Origin of the sequence: Bradyrhizobium sp. SYSU BS000235, from assembly GCF_049747295.1 — a bacterium.
Classification (GTDB): Bacteria; Pseudomonadota; Alphaproteobacteria; order Rhizobiales; family Xanthobacteraceae; genus Afipia.
Window position 1 is genome coordinate 4,076,618 of the sequence record NZ_JBMHJM010000001.1, and the last position, 15,501, is coordinate 4,092,118.

Below are 15,501 nucleotides of genomic sequence, written 5' to 3' on the forward strand. Positions count from 1 at the left end.
TCGCGCCTTAGCCGGCACCGTGGTCCTGCAGGCCGTCCCATGCAAGCCCGGGACGCAGGGCCAACCGGTGAAAATGTGCACGCAGGACTTGATCCGTCTTGATCCTGATGTCCGCGACGGCATCCGGATCGCGGCCTGTTCCCTGAACAGAGAAGAACGTCACGTCGTGCAGTCCAATGACGCCGAGCACTGTTTTGAGATAAGGCGTCAGAAAATCCGGCTGCCGCGGGTGCTCACCGGAGAACTTCGCGCCCGAGGCGATGGCGACAAACACCGGACGGTCGCGGAGCAGGCCTTTGTATCCGTCGCTCGTGATGCTGAACTGTCGCATAAGGCGCATCGATGTGCGAGATGGCGCCGTCACCAAGCGTGCGGGTGATCACCGTCGCCTCGGGGGCGTTCTCGCACAACAAGCCGATGATGCTCTGGGCGAGCCTGTGGCTCTCGGCGGCCGCACCGCGCGGACTGCAACTCACATGCAGAATTTTCATCGGCCGATATCTCGGTTGTTTTGGTTGGTGAGGCCGGACACCCGGACGCTTCGATAGCCAATCATCTACAAACCGCATGGCCTCAACCGAAGGTCCATGAATGATCATTTGTGATGGTCCATGATGACGGACCAGAATAGGCATCGCTGAGCAGGCAGTTTTGAATTGCTGAGACCTGCCGCGCCGCGTCATGATGGCCTGATCGTTTCTCACCGACTTAGAGAATTGAGTGGTCCATGAGCGTCGCGAAGACAGGCAAGATTTCCCCGCTGGACCCGTCAGCGGCCGAGCCGTTTTATCGTCAGATCTACGATCGCTTTCGCGGCGCGATTGCGAGCGGCGTGCTGAATCCAGGCGACCGCATTCCCTCGGCTCGCGCGCTGACCAAGGAATTGGGCCTGGCACGCGGCACCATCGAAGCGGCGTATTCGCTGCTGGCTGCGGAGGGCTACATCCAGGCGCGCGGCCAGGCCGGGACTATCGTGTCGCCGGATCTCAAGCCGCGCACGCCTGTTGCGGCCCCGATGCTTGAGACCATTCACAGCATCGCTCTTCCGAGCTTTCGTCCGGACTCGATCATGCCGTTTCAGATGGGCCTGCCCGCGCTGGATGTGTTTCCGCGCAAGATCTGGGCGCGCCTGAGCGCGCGCTCCGTCCGCGCCATGCAGCCGTCGGATATGACGCATCCGGCCATTGCTGGCCTGCCGGCGCTGCGGGTGCAGATCGCGGCCTATCTTCAGGTGTCGCGCGGGATCATCTGTTCGCCGTCCCAGGTGTTCGTGACATCGGGATATCGCCACACCATCGCTTTGATCGCACATGTCGTACTCAAGGCGGGCGATCGCGTCTGGCTCGAAGACCCGGGATATCCACCCACGCGCGAACTGCTGAAGCATATGAACATCACCGCTGTGCCGTTGCCGATCGACGGCGAAGGCATGGTTGTCGCCGATGGCCTGAAGGCCGCGCCGCGTGCCCGCGCCGCGGTGGTCACGCCCGCGCATCAATCGCCGCTGTGCGTGTCGTTGTCGTTGCCGCGGCGTCTGGCACTGCTGGACTGGGCCAGCCGAAACAAGGCATGGATCATCGAGGACGATTACGACGGCGAATACCGCTATGTCAGCCGTCCCTTGCCCGCGCTGAAAAGTTTGGACCGCGACGGGCGCGTGCTCTATTCGGGCACCTTCAGCAAGGTGCTGTTTCCAAGCCTGCGGCTCGCCTATCTCGTGGTGCCGGAAACGCTGGTCGAACAGTTCGAGCAGACCATGAACCTGCTTGCTGCGGGAAGTCCGCAGCTCACGCAAGCGATCATCACAGCCTTTATCACGGAAGGGCACTTCGCACGCCACATCCAGCGCATGCGCAAGCTCTATGCCGTACGCCGCGATGCGACAGCCGCCGGCCTTGAAAGCGTGCTGGGCCAGCATATGCGCATCGATGCACAGCCGGGCGGCATGCATCTGATCCTGCGGCTGCGCGGCCGGCGCTCGGATCGCCGCCTCGCCGCACGGATGAAGGAAGAAGGCTTGTTCGCGGACGTGCTCTCGGAGTGGTCGATCCAGTGCGAGGAGGCTTCCGCCTTGCTGCTGAACTTCACCAATGTGGAGTCGCAACGCACGGCGGAAAACCTCGGTAGGCGCATCCTGAAACTGATGTGACGCCGGATGAACGCAGTGCCGCCGATGTCGACGACTGAGAGATTGCTACCGCTGTAACAAAGAAGCTGAAAAGCGAAATCCCGGCGCAACGCGAGTCACAGTTCTCTGACTTTTGTGGGCGCTGGGCGCAGCGGCGTGCGTGTTTTGAAACCGCACGTTGCGGGCTGCTCGCCTCGATCACACACGTCGTTCACTTATGAAATGGGCGTGGCCCAACACGCAAGACTGATCATGGACCTTCTCATGATCGCCATGAGCCCCGAAATTCCGAAGCCTCGAAATTCAGCAACAACAAGGGAAATCGAATGTCAGATACTGTTCTGATCACGGGATCTTCGTCGGGTTATGGTGAAGCAACCGCGAAGCTGTTCGCCGCGCGCGGATGGAACGTTGTCGCCACCATGCGCAATCCTGCCGACGGCAAAGCGCTGGCCGCTTTGAAAAACGTCATTGTCAATCGCCTCGACGTCCAAGACCGGAAGAGCATCGATCTGGCGATCACGGAAGGGATCGACCGCTTTGGTCGCATCGATGCTGTCGTCAACAATGCCGGTTATGGCCTGCTCAGTGTCTTTGAGGCTGCCCCGCGCGAGGCCATTCAGAAGAATTTCGACGTCAACGTGTTGGGCGCCATGGATGTGATGCGCGCCATTCTTCCGCATTTCCGCGCCAATCGTTCCGGTACGATCATCGTTATGAGTACAGCCGCGGGGGCTGTCGGGGTCGCTGGAGAATCGCTCTATTGCGCATCGAAATTTGCGCTCGAAGGGTTTTCAGAAGCGGTGTCCTACGAACTAGAAGGGCTCGGCATCAAGATAAAGATCATTGAGCCGGGCAGTGCGCCAGGCACAGGTTTCACTGCGCGAGCGCAGCGAGAGAGGGCCGGGTTTGTGATACCCGACGACTACAAAGCTTTTACACGGCATGCTGCCCAGCTCTATGCTGAAATCCTGCGCAGCGCAGATTCCGGAGCCATCGACAAAGTGGTGGAGTCGATCTTCGCAGCCGCGACCGATGGGACGGATCAGCTTCGTTATGTGCCGAATGAGGATGCGAGGCAGGTGCTGGCGGCGCGGCGGGATTCTTCGGAAGAGGCCTATATGGCGCTGATGCGCAATTTCAACCGGCCACAGTTGGAAACCGCGAAGTGACGCGCCAACTCGTGCTCGGCAATCGCATCATTTTAGAAAGATAAGGACATCAACAGATGCTCAGTTCACCGCGTTGGCACACCGTTGCAACGTCTCACGCAAAGATTTTTGTCGAGGAACGCGGCGAGGGCGAAACGCCGGTGCTAATGATCCACGGCAATTCGACCTCCCGCGGCGTATTCCAACATCAGCTCCAGAGCGAGCTCGCGCAACATCACCGGCTGATTGCTTTCGACCTTCCCGGTCACGGTGACTCCGGAAATGCCCACGATCCCCATCGCTCTTATACGCTTCCGGGACTGGCTGATGCTGCGATCGAGCTCCTCGGCAAGCTCGGCATCGATGAGGTCATTCTGTTTGGCTGGTCGCTCGGCGGACATATCGCAATTGAGATGGCGTCGCGCTTTCCAGGTGTGAAGGGTATGATGGTGGTCGGCGCGCCGCCCGTGGGGCGCGACAATTTCGCCGAGGGTTTCACGGGTTCTCCGCAAACGGGCGCTGCCGGCCGCGAACATCTCACGCAGGAGGAGATCAAGGGTTACATCGGCGCGATCTTCGGCGCCTCCGCTGAGCCTTTCCTGATCGAGGCTGTCAAACGCTGTGATGGCCGCTTCCGCAAGCGCTTGTTCGAAGGGCTCCGCGAGGGATTGGGGATAGATCCGCGTCGTGCGGTCGAGACCAAGTCGATCCCGCTCGCGGTGATCAACGGCGGCGCGGACAGGATCATCAATCTCGATTACTTCGACACAATCCCCTATGCCAATCTGTGGGAAGGCCGTTGTCATCGCCTCGGCGCGTGCGGCCACGCGCCGTTCTGGGAAGCACCGGATGATTTCAATCCCTATCTCGAACGCTTTCTGAACGACGTTGGCGTGAAGTCATAAATTCAAAGCCGCGGCCGACCTTCGCCTTGAAGACGTTACCGCTGTAACGCAGAACCCAAAAACCGCAATCGGGGCGCAATGTGCGTCATGTGTATTTGCCCGCTCGATTACCTTTGCAGCGGGACGTACATCATGAATTTTGGGGACAACGCAGTGCGGAAGCGCCCGATCCTGATCGTGACCGCACTGACGAGCGAGCTGGACGCCGGGCGCGCCATCGATGGCGTGGAAGTTGCGTTTATCGGCGTTGGAAAAGTCAACGCGGCGCTGGCGACGGCGCAGGCGCTTCTCAGCGAAAAGCGAGCCCTTGTCGTCAACTATGGCACCTGCGGCAAGATCAGCAAGAACCTCCACGGCCTGATTGAAATCTCGCGGGTGATCCAGCGCGACATGATGGCAATGCCGCTCGCGCCGCGCGGTGTCACACCGTTCTGTGAAGACAGTCTGAACAGCCACATCCTGGACTCGGGCCACGTCGGCTGGGTCTGCGGCACCGGCGACAGTTTCGTGATGTCGGACGATCCGTGGCTGACCGAAAACAAAGTCGATGTCGTCGATATGGAGCTGTTTGCCATCGCCAGCGCCTGCAAGCGCTTCGGCGTGCCGTGGCGTGCGTTCAAGCATGTCACCGACTCTGCGGATGACGATGCCCACGATGAGTGGGAGGCGAATTGCGGGATCGGGGCAGAACTCTTTTGGGAGCGGCTGAACGCAATGCTTGTTTGCGATGCTTGAGTCAATCAGCGGAGAAAGCAATGAATGAATTGATCCAGCTGCGGCGGCCGATGAACGATAACGGGCCAGACAACATCGTGGCCTTGCACGGTTCGCTGAGTTCAGGGCAACAATGGGCCAAATTGATCGAGGCTTGCGGCAGGAAATATCACGTTGTTGCTCCCGACCTCGAGGGTTACGGCAGCAATTCACTTTGCCTTGAGCCTGCACCCTCACGGCTGGACACAGAGGCCGAGTATCTCTCGGAAAAACTGGAGGCCCTTGCAGGCCCGATCCATCTCGTTGGACATTCGTTCGGTGGTTCGATCGCATTCAAGCTTGCGACCAGCGGACGTTATGCGCACCGGGTGCGGAGCCTGACACTTATCGAGCCCGTATTGCCGTCGATCCTGTTCGAATTGGACGCCGATCGTCCTTACTACGAACTCTTTGCCCATGAGTGCGTTCGCGTCTGCACGCCGCTATGGCGCGGGCAAAAGCGGCTCGCTTTGCAGAGGTTCTTGACGTTCTGGAATGGGCGTCGATCCTGGGACATCCTGCCGCCCAACACCAGGGTGGCGATGCTGGAGCGCGTCAACAAGGTTGGCGGCGATTTCTCGGCGGCCTTCGAGGAAATGGGAGTAGGCGAGGCGGCCCGGCGATTGACGGTGCCGACATTGCTGCTTTCAGGAGGGAATTCCCCACTGCCGGCGCAGCAGATCGTGAAGCGTCTGACATCGGCAATTCCGAACGCGCGGCACGTCCATATGCCGGAAGCAGGCCACATGCTGTGCGTCACACACGCTGCCAAACTCAACCCGACGATCCTGCAACATGTCGATATGGCTCAGGCGCAATCTGGAACCGCGTTGCATTTGATGGCCGCGTTGGGGACGGCATTCGCTCAGTAAGGCCAATATCGACGGTTGAGTTCTCGCCGTCGCAGCTCAGCAAGGACACCTGCCAACATGGTTGCATCGCGTACTGCGGATGACGATACGCGTGAGGAGTGGAGCGCCAGCGGCGCCTACCTCTTTTGGAATCGGTTGAACGCAATGCTTGTTTGCGACGCGTAAATGGACCAGCGGAGAAAGCAATGACTGTGATATACCTGCAACCGCCCGTGATCGACAACTCAACGGACAACATCGTGGCCTTGCACTGCTCGCTGAGCTCCGGGCAGCAATGGGCCAAACTTTTTGACGCGAGCGGGGGCAGATATCACGCTGTCGCTCCCGATATCTCGGGCTACGGCAGGGATGCGCCTTGTTCTGATCCCGCGCCGTCAAGACTGGATATGGAGGTCGAGCATCTCTCCGAGGAGTTGAGCGCGCTCACAGGCCCGATTCATCTCGTAGGACATTCGTTCGGTGGCGCGGTCGCATTCAAGCTCGCGACCCGTGGGCGTTATACGCACCGGATTCGAAGCCTGACATTGATCGAGCCCGTATTGCCGGCGATTTTGCTCGAACAAGATGATGATCGCCCCTTGTACGAACTCTTTGCCCGGGGGGCTGCACATATCTGTGCGCCGCTATGGTCCGGCGATAGAGAGCTTTCCCTGGAGAGATTCCTTACGTTCTGGAACGGGCCGCGATCTTGGGACAGCCTATCACCGAACAGGAAGGTGGCCTTGCTGGAGCGGGTCACCAAGCTTGCCGGCGATTTCTCGGCGATCTTCGACGAAACGGGCGTATGCGTGGCTGCCCGGCGTCTCATGGTGCCGACATTGCTATTCTCAGGGGGGAAGTCGCCGCTCCCCACGCAGCAGATCGTGAAGCGGCTCGCATCTATGATGCCGCACTCCCGGCACGTTCATCTCCCGGAAGCAGGCCATATGTTGTCGGTCACGCATGCTTCCGAGATCAACCCGCAGATCCTGCAATTCATCGATGTCGCGCAGTCGAAGTCCGCAGGGGCTTCGTTAGGGGCGAAGGCAGGAGCGTAACGCCTCGATGACTGCGTTGAAAGATGTACAGCTGCCGGTAAACGACAATGTACCGGATAACGTCGTGGCCTTGCACTGCTCGCTGGGCTCCGGGCAGCAATGGGCCGAACTCATTGAAGCGTGCGGCACCAGATACAACGCCGTAGCGCCTGACATCCGGGGGTACGGCGGGAACACGCCTTGGCTTGATCCCGCGCCGTCCACGCTGGAGATCGAGGCCGAGCATGTTTCCGAGAAACTGGACGCGCTTACCGGCCCGATTCATCTTTTGGGACATTCGTTCGGTGGTGCTGTCGCGTTCAAGCTCGCGACCAGCGGACGTCATGCGCACCGGGTTCGGAGCTTGACACTTATCGAGCCGGTATTGCCGTTGATCTTGCTTGAACAAGATACCGATCGCGCCATGTACGAACTCTTTATTCGAGAGTGCGAGTATATTTGTTCGCCGATATGGTCAGGCGAGAAGGAGCTCGCTGTAAAAAGGTTCCTCAGATATTGGCACGGGGCGGGATATTGGGAACGGCTGTCATCGCACAAGAAGGTGGCCTTCCTCGAACGTGCCAACAAGCTTGCCGGAGATTTTGCGGCAGTCTTTGGTGAAGCGGGGATTGGCGAGGCAGCCCGGCGGCTGACGGTGCCGACATTGCTGTTTTCAGGAGGTGCGTCACCGCTGGCGATGCAGCAGTTTGTGAAGCGTCTTGCGTCAATCATGCCGCAGGCCCGGCACATACACCTTCCAGCGGCGGATCACCTGTTGCCAATCACGTATGCGTCCGAAATCAACCCGAGTATCCTGGAGCTTATCGAGGTTGCTCACGTGTAGTTCAGGGGCGATCTCTCGGTAAGATCGAAGCAACCAGAATCATGGTCTAGTCCATATGGCGCATCATGGTCCTTCCTGAGTGGGCCAAGATGCCGCATGATCGAATCCTGAAACGAACCAATTTCAAGGATTCAATCATGAGCAATCGTATCGATTACGCCAAGGCGGCGCCTGAGGGTTACAAGGCTTTTGGAGGCGTCTACGTCGCGGTTCAGAAAAGCGGCCTGCCGAAAGAGCTGATCAATCTTGTCTATCTGCGGGTGTCGCAGATCAACGGCTGCGCCTACTGCATCGACATGCATTCCCGCGATCTGCTGAAGGACGGCCTCGCGGTGGACAAGCTAGTGCTGGTGCCGGTGTGGCACGAATCCCGCGACGTCTTTACGCAACGCGAACGTGCAGCGCTCGCGTGGGCTGAGACCGTCACGCGTGTGTCCGAGACTGGCGTTCCCGATGCGGACTACGACGCGGCCAAAGCCGAGTTCAGCGACAAGGAGCTTGCCGATCTCACCTATGCGATCGGTTTGATGAACGCCTTCAATCGCCTTGGCGTGTCGTTCCGCGTGCCGCCCGCCGCCGCCGTGAAAGCTTGAAGCATGATACGCGAGCGCTGCGCGGGTGGTGATCCAGTCGCCCTCGCTCGCGCCTTGAAGCCATGGCCGGTGTCAAAGCTGCGCCGGGTGAGGGCGCTCGGTTGCATAACGAAGGACACTTTCACAGATGGCATGGACATTGCTGAGCATCGCCGGCCTTTTCGAAATCGCATTTGCGCTCGGCATGAAGTGGTCGGCGGGTTTCACGCAACTGATCCCCGGGCTGTTCACCGTCGTCACCGGCCTGTCGAGCGTCTATCTTCTGTCGCTCGCGCTCCGAACCTTGCCGGTGGGAACAGCCTACGCTGTCTGGACCGGCATCGGCGCGGCAGGCACCGCGATTCTGGGAATGGTGATATTGGGCGACTCCGCTGCGCCCACCCGGATCTTTTGCATCGCGCTCATTCTGGCAGGCGTGATCGGACTGAAGCTGATCACGGGAAACTGAGGGTGATGCACGCACCGGAAGGCCTATCGGCATCACGGCCGGTGGACTATCTTGGTTGAGTTTTGTCGCGTCCATCCGGCATGCGGACATCGCCAGCCGGACGGGGGTGGGTTGCGGAGTTGTCGCGGACGAATTTGCGTGCATTGAATTCGTGCCGTGACCAGCGAAAGCTTCCGCGTTGTGACGCAAGGAGGCGGATGTGCGTAACATCATCCGGAATGCCTCTTCTGTGCTGCTGGCGTTGGTTTGCCTGCCTATGCTTGTCACGGGCGCAGCGGCGCAATTCAAGAACAGGCCGGTCCCTGTCAACGTGCACAACTTCATCCGTGCCGAGACCGATCTTTATTTCAGCCGCCTCGCGGTGGCCGGCTTCGGCAAGTTCAACCATCGCCGCACGCCTGTGCCGATCGACGATCAGACCGTGGTACGGATGAACCGCGACACGCTCTATTCCTCCGGGATATTCGATCTCGATGCTGCGCCGGTGACCGTTACGCTGCCCGATGCGGGCGGGCGCTTCATGTCGCTGCAGGTGATTTCGCAGGATCATTATTCGCCCGACGTGATCTATGCACCGGGCCGTTTCACCTTTGACCGCGCCAAAGTCGGCACGCGTTACATGGCTCTGATCATCCGCACCTTCGTCAACGCTGATGATGCGAAGGATGTTGCCATCGCCAACCGGCTGCAGGATGCGGTGATGGTGGGGCAGGACACCGTCGGCGTGTTCGAAGTCCCGCTATGGGATGCTCCCTCGCAGGACAGGGTGCGCGGCGCGCTGTTTGCGCTGGCGATGCTCGGCAATGTGGTGAATCGGTTCGGCAAGAAAGGCGAGGTCGATCCGTTCGATCACCTGATCGGCACCGCGACCGGATGGGGCGGCAATCCGCGTACGGCGGCGGAATATCAGAACGTCTATCCGTTCCGTGGCGACGGTGAGAGCGCGTACCGACTGACCTTGAAGGACGTGCCGGTGGACGGCTTCTGGTCGGTCAGCGTCTACAATGCGCAAGGCTTTTTCGAGAAGAACGACCTCAATGCCTATTCGCTCAACAACCTCACCGCGAAGAGAAATAGCGATGGTGCGGTGACGATCCAGTTCGGTGACTGTACGAAGGACACGCCCAACTGCCTGCCTGTCATGCCTGGATGGAGTTTCACCATGCGCTTCTACCGCCCGGGAAAGGGAATCCTCGACGGCAGCTGGAAGGTGCCAACGTTGCAGCCGGTGGAGTGAGGAGTTTCACGTCAAACAGGCGGCGCGCGCTCGGGGGGCGGTTCAGGCTCGTTGTTTTCGCGATCGACGTAATGCAGCACGTCACTCCTGCGGTCGAGCGCTGTGGCGATGACCCAGCCAACCGCGACGAGAAAGCCCACAACAATGACGGCAACTAGCAAGTCCGACACTCCGAAAGGCATTGCCTTCACTCCTGCCGGTCAAATGTTCAATCGCGTCCTCTAGTTTAACCTCACCGGGCAACCTTAACAGAGGTGGCGGAATGTCGCTGGAATTTTTAAACCGTAAGGTTGTTGCGGGGGCATAATCCAGGTGGCGTGCAGGGCATCCTCAGCGTCAGTGATCGTTCACTTTCGACGAAGCCGGAGGCCAGTTCGGTTCCTCAAAATCGATGGGTTCAAACGTTGTGCTGATCGATTGAAAGGTAACGTCTGGACTTGGATTGCCGACCAACAATCTCAAGTCGGGGAAATACCATGAAAATATTGTGTGTGCTTGGCCGGTTTTTCTCTCCGTAAGGGTTGTCTCTCCCATATGCGCGATAAAGGAACAGGGGCTCACGAGGATATTGTCCGTCTTCCGGTATTTATAAAAGACATCGTAAGAGCGGACGAGATCTAATTCTTTACCACCGATACGCTCGAATTTTTCTTTGAAGACGAAACTAAGATCGATGCGATAGTCCACCTGTTTGGGATCGATGCCCTCAATCTCGTTTGTCCAGCGATCGATGTACGAGTGGGAATCTCTTTTAAAGTATTGACGTTCAACTGCCACAAGAGAGCCGTTCAGCGAGATTCCTTTGCGAATGAAGGATGTGGTTGAATTTACGCGGCCGGATATCGCATCTGACCCCGATGGGTCTCTGACTAGCTGAACAGTGTGCAACTCGCGCCAGACCGAATGATCCTTTGTGAACCTGATCTGATACGGGATCAGCGTCGTCCTGATGGCGTCGCAATCCAGAGAGTCAGCCCGAACTTCAGTCGCGCCGGCAAGATACCCTGCGGCGCAGAAAAGAATAAAGTAACGCACGGCTTAGCGCCTCCAACAATGCTACGCAAAGTAGCATGGAGGCTTATGTCGTTGCCACAAGCTGCATGCGCCTGATGAAAGTTATCCGCGATATCGTGCGCGCCTCGATAGCTCTATCGCATGCTGCATACGCTTCACGCCGCTTCATCATGATGATGCGGGCAGGAATGTACCTCCACGGTGACGTGCGACAGGCCCTCTAAGCCGCGCAGGCGTTCCTTGTAGATGGCAGGCGGCTGCGGGCGGTCTGAGACGAGGGCTGCGATCACGCCGGTGTGGCCGGGGCCGAGACGCCACAGATGCAGGTCCGACACCTTGTCACCGTTCACTTCCAGCCGCGTGCGGATGGTCTTGGACAGCGAGGCGTTCGGCACGGTGTCGAGCAGCACCGCACCTGACGAGCGGATCAGGCTGGCGGCCCATGAAATGATAACGATCGCACCGACGAGACCCATGGCCGGGTCCATCCATGTCAGTCCGTAATACTTGCCGGCCAGCAACGCGACGATGGCGAGTACCGATGTCAGCGCGTCCGCCAGCACATGGACATAAGCCGCGCGCATGTTGCTGTCGTGATGGCTATGATGCGCGTGGTGATCATCATGATCGTGCGCGTCGTGATGATGATCGTCGTGGGCATGATCATGATGATCGTGGTGATGATGACCGTGATCATGACCATGATGATGCCCGCCGTCGTGCAGCAGTGCGGCGCTGGCGATGTTGACCACAAGGCCGAGTACGGCGATGGGCAGTGCCTCGGAGAAGGCAATCGTCACAGGTGTGAACAGCCGTGTCACGCTTTCATAGCCGATCAGCAGCGCGATCATTGCCAGGATCAGCGCGCTGGCGAAACCTGCCAGCTCACCGAGCTTGCCGGTGCCGAAGGAAAAGCGTGGATCATGCGCGTGCGCGCGGGCAAAGCGATAGGCGAGTGCGGCAATGGTCAGCGCGGCGGCATGGGTCGACATATGCCAGCCGTCTGCCATCAGCGCCATGGAGCCGAATAGCGTGCCGCCGACGATTTCCGCCACCATCATTGCTGCGGTCAGGATCACAACGGCCCATGTGCGTCGCTCGTTGCGGTCGTGCGACTGCCCAAGAAACACGTGATCGTGGGTCCAGGTTTCCATGGAGTGGCTGTGCATCAGGCTGTTCCTTGCAAATGCTTCGCATGCGCGCACGGCAAAGGCCGCGCGGCTTTCTCAACACTTTATATAGCGCACGTTTGTGGCGTTGCGTGTGCGTCAACCGCATCGCCCCGCCGCCTCACGACATGTCTGCCGGAAGGCGGCGGGACAGCGGAACGCGCGGGGGTGCGGGTGGGGGTTCGCAGCGCGTTCAACCGTTGTCACTTTCAGCCGTTGCAAATCTTCAGCCGTTATAAGCCTTCAGCCGTCCGTGCCGCAGGCCGCGCGTATAGCCTTGCGATACTTTCGTCTCCAGCTCGTACTCGAGATATTCGTTCACAAGGATCAGCATGCGGACGGTGGCACGCAGATCACCTCCCGCCATGGCGATGGCTTCATCAGCGGCCGCATCAAGGCGATCCAATTCCGATGGGGGATTTGGCTCAGGGGAAGCCGACATGGCGCTGGTCCGATATTGGAATGGTATGCGCCAATGTTCTCCTTTTGTTCTTATGGAGTCAAGCGGAGTCTTGGCCTGTTTTTTCCCGCTCGTAGCCCAGCCTCAATCCTGGTCATGGGCTCTTCTGAACGTCATCAAGCCATGCCAGAACCGCGACATCATGATGGGATGGCTGCGATTCCTCAAACCGGTGGGCGCTTACGTTGCCAGCGTGGCCGTCAGCGTGTTTGTCGCCTGGCACGGATTCGCCGAACTATATCGCTGGTACACAACTGGCCAGTTGCTCACCCGTTTTGACAGCGGGACGCGCTGGGCGCACTGGCAGCTCATCACCTTCGAAAGTCACCCGTTCAACTTCGTCATGACGTTCGGCATCGATGCGGTGATCGCTGCAATCGGATTGGCGGCCTGTGTGGCGCACTGTCTGATCATCCGCCGGTGGTGGATGAACAAGCCGAAGCCGGCTGAGTAAGGCAGCCTCGTAGCTCGATTTGTCTGAGTCGCGGCTTAAGTTTCTTTCGTCGCCTTCGAGATCACGAAGAGATGCGACAGCGCGACGATGATGGAAAAGAGAAGCAGCCCAAGTTCTGCGCCGTGCATCTTTTCGGGCGTGTAAGTCATCGAGGCCCAGATGAAGCCCCGGACAATGACCATCAACGCTACCGTTCCCCATAGCGCCCATCGTTTGGGGGCGGACCATGTCGGCTTGCCATCGAGACCCCACTGCATGGCAATGCGATCACCCTTGATGCGCGGTTCGAAATAGAGATTGCACGCGATGACAAAGCCAACGGCAATCAAAAACACGAAATCTGCGGCGAGCATCGGCGGAGCTTTCTTTAGGCGAAGCCGCTTCAGGTGGCAGCGTCTTATCTCTCCCGGAACATGTCGCCAGTAACCTCGTCGTCCGCAACATGCCGCGCCCGAGGTGGTTAGGCGTTTGCTAACATCCGCCACTTGACTCACCCATAACCACTCAGTTATACGTAAACCCATAACCACTGAGTTATTGATTGACCCGATGTCCGACGCCCAAGACACCCTGTTCAGAACCCTGGCGGATCCGACCCGGCGGGCGATTTTTGAGCGCTTGTGCCGCGACGGCGAGCAGACGGTCGGCGCGCTGACGGCGCGGGCGGGGGTGTCTCAGCCGGCAGTCTCGAAACATCTCGGCGTGCTGAAGCAGGCCGGGCTCGTGCGCGATCGTCATGAAGGCCGACAGACGCATTACAGCGCGCAGCTGAATGCGCTGACGCCGCTGATCGACTGGGCCAGACAATTGCCCGGCTTCTGGGAGAACAAGCTCGACGGCCTCGAAGATCTGCTCAAGAGGATGGACCAATAAGCCAGCAAGCGATTGCCCGGCGAAAAGATGTGAGTGCGCAACGAGCCGCGCGAAACAAGTAGGGAGAGTTGAATATGAGTCTGTGGATTCGGCAGAGCCATCGCTGGCTGTCCATCATCTTCACGCTGACGGTCGTTGCCAATTTCGCCGCGCGCGCCTTCGGTGAACCGCCGGCGTGGATCACCTATTCGCCGCTGCTGCCGCTGTTCCTGCTGCTGTTCAGCGGGCTCTATATGTTTGTGCTGCCTTACGTCACGAAGCCTCGTAGCGCCGCCGCGGGGGAGCACGCGCGATGAGCGAGTCTTCATCGAAAATGATCGACGGACGGATCAAGGAACTGGGCGACTGGCGCGGCGAGACGCTCGCGCGTGTCCGCGCCATCATCAAGCAGGCCGATCCCGACGTGATCGAGGAATGGAAGTGGCGCGGCGTGCCGGTGTGGGAGCACGACGGCATCATCTGCACCGGCGAGACCTACAAGGCTGCCGTAAAGCTGACGTTTGCCAAGGGCGCGTCGCTGGACGATCCTTTGAGGCTGTTCAATTCAAGCCTCGAGGGCAACACGCGGCGCGCCATTGACATCCATGAAGGCGAAAAGATCAACGAGAAGGCGCTGAAGGCGCTCATCCGTGCAGCGGTGGATCTGAACACGTCATCTCGGGCCAAGAAGACAACGGCCAAAAAAGCAGTGAAGACACCAGCGACGAAGAAGGACACGTGATGACCACTGCCACTGAAACGCTCTCCGTCGTTATCGAGCGCGACATTCCGCATCCCCCGGAAAAGATCTGGCGCGCGCTCACGCAGCCGCATCTGATCTCGGAGTGGCTGATGAAGAACGACTTCGTGCCGGCGGTGGGTCACCGCTTCAACCTGAGCATGGACCCGCAACCTGCCATGCCCATCGTGCTTGATTGCGAAGTCCTGACCATCGAGCCGAACAGGACACTGTCCTACACTTGGGATTTTGCCAACGAGAACCCGGCCTTCGCGCTGAAGAGCGTGGTGACCTTCACGCTCACGCCGACGGAGCAGGGTACGCACCTGCGCGTGGAGCAGGCGGGCTTCCGGCCCGATCAGAAGCAGGCCTATGGCGGCGCCAAATTTGGCTGGCAGAAATACCTCGCCAGCCTGGAGGAGATTTCGGCGCGACAAGATTGAACCGGCCGGATCGATCGGCGAGAACTGACACCTACCGGTCATCATTCGGTTGCTGCGGATCGAACATCCATCTGCTATGAGAGCCCCGCCTTGTGGCGGGGTTTTCATTTGCGGACGCACGAATGAGCAGGCTGGTCATCGCGATCATCATGGCGGTTGTTGCCGGGACGGCGCAGGCCGAAAGGCTCGTGCAGTCGCCGCTCTCGCCGCGCGCGACCGGCATCTTCATGCCGTCTTTCGCGCCACCCGAGGCCGTGACCTGCGCGGAGCGATATCAGTCGGTCTGCGCGCGTCCGTGCACCACCTGGGCCGGCGCGCAGCCGGACTTCCAGTTCTCCTACGACGTTTGCGTCGCCAAGTGTCCGCGCCCGATCCGTGGCACATGCAGGTGAGGAGTTAGATTCAGCACGCCGTATTACCTGT

Annotated in this window: 22 protein-coding genes; 16 read left to right on the forward strand and 6 right to left on the reverse strand. The window is 59.3% G+C overall.

Annotation, left to right across the window (positions count from 1 at the left end; genetic code table 11):
- Positions 1 to 7 precede the first annotated feature (7 nt).
- The gene (locus ACP0KA_RS19020; RefSeq protein WP_424630288.1) at positions 8 to 331 is read right to left on the reverse strand and encodes an NAD(P)H-dependent oxidoreductase; all 324 of its coding nucleotides are present in this window, start codon (positions 329 to 331) and stop codon (positions 8 to 10) included.
- A 396-nt stretch (positions 332 to 727) separates the two neighbouring features.
- Here ACP0KA_RS19020 and ACP0KA_RS19025 point away from each other — a divergent pair, with 396 nt between their 5' ends.
- The 10 genes from ACP0KA_RS19025 (at position 728) to ACP0KA_RS19070 (ending at position 9,947) form a co-directional block, all read left to right on the forward strand.
- Positions 728 to 2,149, forward strand: a complete 1,422-nt coding sequence (locus ACP0KA_RS19025; protein WP_424630289.1) for a PLP-dependent aminotransferase family protein — start codon at positions 728 to 730, stop codon at positions 2,147 to 2,149.
- Positions 2,150 to 2,454: 305 nt separating this feature from the next.
- Positions 2,455 to 3,300, forward strand: a complete 846-nt coding sequence (locus tag ACP0KA_RS19030) for an SDR family oxidoreductase (RefSeq protein ID WP_424630290.1) — start codon at positions 2,455 to 2,457, stop codon at positions 3,298 to 3,300.
- Between the two features lie 56 nt (positions 3,301 to 3,356).
- On the forward strand, positions 3,357 to 4,184 hold the full coding sequence (locus ACP0KA_RS19035) for an alpha/beta fold hydrolase (protein WP_424630291.1): 828 nt from the start codon (positions 3,357 to 3,359) through the stop codon (positions 4,182 to 4,184).
- Positions 4,185 to 4,316: 132 nt separating this feature from the next.
- On the forward strand, positions 4,317 to 4,919 hold the full coding sequence (locus ACP0KA_RS19040; protein WP_424630292.1) for a 5'-methylthioadenosine nucleosidase: 603 nt from the start codon (positions 4,317 to 4,319) through the stop codon (positions 4,917 to 4,919).
- Positions 4,920 to 4,939: 20 nt separating this feature from the next.
- Entirely contained in the window at positions 4,940 to 5,809 is an 870-nt protein-coding gene (locus tag ACP0KA_RS19045; protein WP_424630293.1) for an alpha/beta fold hydrolase, read from the forward strand.
- A 185-nt stretch (positions 5,810 to 5,994) separates the two neighbouring features.
- Positions 5,995 to 6,846, forward strand: a complete 852-nt coding sequence (locus ACP0KA_RS19050) for an alpha/beta fold hydrolase (RefSeq protein WP_424630294.1) — start codon at positions 5,995 to 5,997, stop codon at positions 6,844 to 6,846.
- A 7-nt stretch (positions 6,847 to 6,853) separates the two neighbouring features.
- Positions 6,854 to 7,669 (forward strand): alpha/beta fold hydrolase, encoded by an 816-nt coding sequence (locus ACP0KA_RS19055; protein ID WP_424630295.1) that lies wholly within the window; start codon positions 6,854 to 6,856, stop codon positions 7,667 to 7,669.
- Between the two features lie 137 nt (positions 7,670 to 7,806).
- On the forward strand, positions 7,807 to 8,262 hold the full coding sequence (locus ACP0KA_RS19060; protein ID WP_424630296.1) for a carboxymuconolactone decarboxylase family protein: 456 nt from the start codon (positions 7,807 to 7,809) through the stop codon (positions 8,260 to 8,262).
- 127 nt (positions 8,263 to 8,389) lie between these two features.
- Entirely contained in the window at positions 8,390 to 8,710 is a 321-nt protein-coding gene (locus ACP0KA_RS19065) for a DMT family transporter (protein WP_424630297.1), read from the forward strand.
- Positions 8,711 to 8,909: 199 nt separating this feature from the next.
- Positions 8,910 to 9,947: a DUF1214 domain-containing protein gene (locus ACP0KA_RS19070; protein WP_424630298.1), complete on the forward strand. Its 1,038-nt coding sequence runs from the start codon at positions 8,910 to 8,912 to the stop codon at positions 9,945 to 9,947.
- An 11-nt stretch (positions 9,948 to 9,958) separates the two neighbouring features.
- On the opposite strand, the gene ACP0KA_RS19075 is transcribed toward ACP0KA_RS19070, so the two are convergent.
- The 4 genes from ACP0KA_RS19075 to ACP0KA_RS19090 form a co-directional block, all read right to left on the reverse strand.
- Positions 9,959 to 10,129, reverse strand: a complete 171-nt coding sequence (locus ACP0KA_RS19075) for a hypothetical protein (RefSeq protein ID WP_424630299.1) — start codon at positions 10,127 to 10,129, stop codon at positions 9,959 to 9,961.
- A gap of 154 nt (positions 10,130 to 10,283) precedes the next feature.
- Entirely contained in the window at positions 10,284 to 10,982 is a 699-nt protein-coding gene (locus ACP0KA_RS19080; RefSeq protein WP_424630300.1) for a hypothetical protein, read from the reverse strand.
- Between the two features lie 134 nt (positions 10,983 to 11,116).
- The gene (dmeF, locus tag ACP0KA_RS19085) at positions 11,117 to 12,130 is read right to left on the reverse strand and encodes a CDF family Co(II)/Ni(II) efflux transporter DmeF (RefSeq protein WP_424630301.1); all 1,014 of its coding nucleotides are present in this window, start codon (positions 12,128 to 12,130) and stop codon (positions 11,117 to 11,119) included.
- A 226-nt stretch (positions 12,131 to 12,356) separates the two neighbouring features.
- A complete protein-coding gene (locus ACP0KA_RS19090; protein WP_424630302.1) occupies positions 12,357 to 12,572 on the reverse strand; it encodes a hypothetical protein in 216 nt (71 codons plus the stop codon).
- Here ACP0KA_RS19090 and ACP0KA_RS19095 point away from each other — a divergent pair.
- Entirely contained in the window at positions 12,571 to 13,044 is a 474-nt protein-coding gene (locus ACP0KA_RS19095; RefSeq protein ID WP_424630303.1) for a hypothetical protein, read from the forward strand. The two genes, ACP0KA_RS19090 and ACP0KA_RS19095, sit on opposite strands and share 2 nt — an antisense overlap.
- A gap of 35 nt (positions 13,045 to 13,079) precedes the next feature.
- Here the strand turns inward: ACP0KA_RS19095 and ACP0KA_RS19100 are convergent, their stop codons facing one another.
- Positions 13,080 to 13,397, reverse strand: coding sequence for a hypothetical protein (locus tag ACP0KA_RS19100; protein WP_424630304.1), 318 nt, complete (start codon positions 13,395 to 13,397; stop codon positions 13,080 to 13,082).
- A 196-nt stretch (positions 13,398 to 13,593) separates the two neighbouring features.
- On the opposite strand from ACP0KA_RS19100, the gene ACP0KA_RS19105 reads away from it, so the two are divergent.
- From ACP0KA_RS19105 to ACP0KA_RS19125, 5 genes are all read left to right on the forward strand, one after another.
- The gene (locus ACP0KA_RS19105; protein WP_424630305.1) at positions 13,594 to 13,917 is read left to right on the forward strand and encodes an ArsR/SmtB family transcription factor; all 324 of its coding nucleotides are present in this window, start codon (positions 13,594 to 13,596) and stop codon (positions 13,915 to 13,917) included.
- Positions 13,918 to 13,985: 68 nt separating this feature from the next.
- Positions 13,986 to 14,213, forward strand: coding sequence for a hypothetical protein (locus ACP0KA_RS19110; protein ID WP_424630306.1), 228 nt, complete (start codon positions 13,986 to 13,988; stop codon positions 14,211 to 14,213).
- Complete coding sequence (locus ACP0KA_RS19115; protein WP_424630307.1) at positions 14,210 to 14,638, forward strand: DUF1801 domain-containing protein; 429 nt, start codon at positions 14,210 to 14,212, stop codon at positions 14,636 to 14,638. Before ACP0KA_RS19110 ends, ACP0KA_RS19115 begins: the two co-directional genes overlap by 4 nt.
- The gene (locus ACP0KA_RS19120) at positions 14,635 to 15,078 is read left to right on the forward strand and encodes an SRPBCC family protein (protein ID WP_424630308.1); all 444 of its coding nucleotides are present in this window, start codon (positions 14,635 to 14,637) and stop codon (positions 15,076 to 15,078) included. Before ACP0KA_RS19115 ends, ACP0KA_RS19120 begins: the two co-directional genes overlap by 4 nt.
- Before the next feature lie 122 nt (positions 15,079 to 15,200).
- On the forward strand, positions 15,201 to 15,470 hold the full coding sequence (locus ACP0KA_RS19125) for a hypothetical protein (protein ID WP_424630309.1): 270 nt from the start codon (positions 15,201 to 15,203) through the stop codon (positions 15,468 to 15,470).
- The last annotated feature ends 31 nt before the right edge of the window (positions 15,471 to 15,501 follow it).